Origin of the sequence: Mesorhizobium sp. M4A.F.Ca.ET.020.02.1.1, from assembly GCF_004022645.1 — a bacterium.
In the GTDB taxonomy this organism is placed as follows: domain Bacteria; phylum Pseudomonadota; class Alphaproteobacteria; order Rhizobiales; family Rhizobiaceae; genus Mesorhizobium.
In genome coordinates this window covers 1-2,177 of record NZ_RZOI01000886.1, presented here as the reverse complement: position 1 = coordinate 2,177, position 2,177 = coordinate 1, and the positions used below count along the sequence as shown (strand labels likewise).

Sequence of the window (2,177 nt, the reverse complement as noted above, 5' to 3'; positions counted from 1 at the left end):
TTCCACATGTGGACCCCGGACGTCTATGAGGGCGCGCCGACGCCGATCACCGCTTTCCTGGCCGCCGCCCCGAAAATGGCGGCGATGGCGCTGATCGTGCGCGTCACCATGGGCGCCTTCAAGCCGATCGCGTCGGACTGGCAGCAGATCATCGTCTTCATTTCGATCGCCTCGATGGCGCTTGGCGCCTTCGCGGCAATCGGCCAGACCAACATCAAGCGGCTGATGGCTTATTCCTCGATCGGTCACATGGGCTACGCGCTGGTCGGCCTCGCCGCCAACAGCCAGGCCGGCGTGCGCGGTGTCGCCATCTACATGCTGATCTATCTGGTGATGACGCTCGGCACCTTCGCCTTCATCCTCGCCATGCGGCGCAAGGAGGGCAATGTCGAGCAGATCAACGATCTCGCCGGCCTCGCCTCGACCAATCCGATCATGGCGACGATCCTCACTATCCTGATGTTCTCGCTGGCCGGCATTCCGCCGCTCGCCGGCTTCTGGGGGAAGTGGTACGTCTTCCTCGCCGCCATCAACGCCAACCTCTATGCGCTGGCGATCATCGGCGTGCTGGCCTCGGTGGTGGGCGCCTACTATTATCTGCGCATCATCAAGCTCATGTGGTTCGACGAACCGGTCGGCGGCTTCGTGCCGATGGCCAGCGAACTGCGCCTCGTGCTCGGCGTCAGCGGCGCCTTCGTGCTGTTCTACGTGCTGATCGGCGGGCCGATCGGCACCTATGCCGAAGCCGCGGCGAAGACCTTCTTCTGACGGCATGGCGTTTAGGTTGGCTCCAACCGCGGCGTCGGAAGGGTTCCGGCTCGAAGCCCATGACACGGTCGGCTCCACCAACGCGCTGGCGCTCGCCCATGCCCGGGCCGGCGATCTGGGCAAGCTGTGGGTCGTTTCCAAAAAGCAGGAAAGCGGGCGCGGCCGGCGCGGCCGGAGCTGGGCGACGCCGGAAGGCAATCTGGCGGCGACTTTGCTCATCGTCAGCGGTGGCGAATTGCGGCTCGCCGCGACGCTGGGCTTCGTCGCCGGGCTGGCACTTGCCGACGCGCTCGATGCCGTCGTGCCGCAAGGCAGGATCGCGATCGGCGTTGACGGTGCAAGCCAGGGCAAGAACCGCTTCGAGCTGAAATGGCCGAACGACGTGCTTGCCTCCGGCGCCAAGCTCGCCGGCATATTGCTGGAATCGGCGCTGCTCGAAGGCGATCGCTTCGCGGTGGCAGTCGGCATCGGCGTCAACGTGGTGGCATATCCGGAGAATTTGCCTTATCCGGCGACATCGCTGCGCGCGCTTGGCGCGAATTGCGATGCCGAAACCCTGTTTCTGGCGCTGTCGGATGCCTGGAACGAGAATGCCCGGCTGTGGGACGACGGGCGCGGGCTTGCCGCCGTCAGGCGGCGCTGGCTGGCGCGCGCCGCGGGGCTCGGCGGTGAGGTTGCTGTCAGGGTTGACGGTAATGTGGTGCGCGGGACGTTCGAGACCATTGACGAGGACTGCCGTTTCGTGATCCGCGACGATGAGGGATCTGCCGTGACGATCGCCGCCGGCGACGTGCATTTCGGCGCTGTCGCGTCGGCCCAAAGGTAACGGACTTGGCCTGACCGGCCAGGAAGGGAAGAAACATGGCGAAAGCGGAAAACGCCGAACTCGTCTTCGTGCCGCTTGGCGGCGTCGGCGAGATCGGCATGAACTTCGCCCTCTACGGCTACGGGCCGGCCGATGCGCGCGAGTGGATCGTCGTCGATGTCGGCGTCACCTTTCCGGATTCGGCGCATCCGGGCGTCGACCTGATCCTGCCCGACACGCGCTTCATCGAGGAGAACCTCGACAGTCTGCGCGGCATCGTCATCACTCACGCACATGAGGACCATTACGGCGCTCTGCTCGACATCTGGCCGAGGCTGAAGGCGCCGGCCTGGATGACGCCGTTCACCGCCGGCCTGCTGGAGGCCAAGCGGCAGGGCGAGCAGAATGCGCCGAAGGTGCCGGCGATGATCTACCGGGCCGGCGAGAAATTCACCATCGGTCCGTTCGAGATCGAGGCCATCCCGGTCGCCCACTCGATTCCCGAGCCGATGTCGCTGGCGATCACCACTCCCGCTGGCACCGCCATCTCCACCGCCGCCTGGAAGCTCGATCCGGAGCCGCCGATCGGCCCGCAGACCGCCGA

The 2,177-nt window shown here is 65.9% G+C and carries 3 protein-coding genes; all 3 read left to right on the top strand.

Annotation, left to right across the window (positions count from 1 at the left end):
• On the top strand, positions 1-768 hold a 768-nt coding region (locus tag EN742_RS32590), incomplete at its 5' end, for an NADH-quinone oxidoreductase subunit N (protein WP_148670433.1).
• Between the two features lie 4 nt (positions 769-772).
• Positions 773-1,594 (top strand): biotin--[acetyl-CoA-carboxylase] ligase, encoded by an 822-nt coding sequence (locus EN742_RS32585; protein WP_128333754.1) that lies wholly within the window; start codon positions 773-775, stop codon positions 1,592-1,594.
• Between the two features lie 35 nt (positions 1,595-1,629).
• On the top strand, positions 1,630-2,177 hold a 548-nt coding region (locus tag EN742_RS32580; RefSeq protein ID WP_148670432.1), incomplete at its 3' end, for a ribonuclease J.

Bases quoted from the DNA above. Each gene is read 5' to 3' on its own strand.
- EN742_RS32585 (WP_128333754.1), top strand. From the start codon at position 773: ATGGCGTTTAGGTTGGCTCCAACCGCGGCGTCGGAAGGGTTCCGGCTC.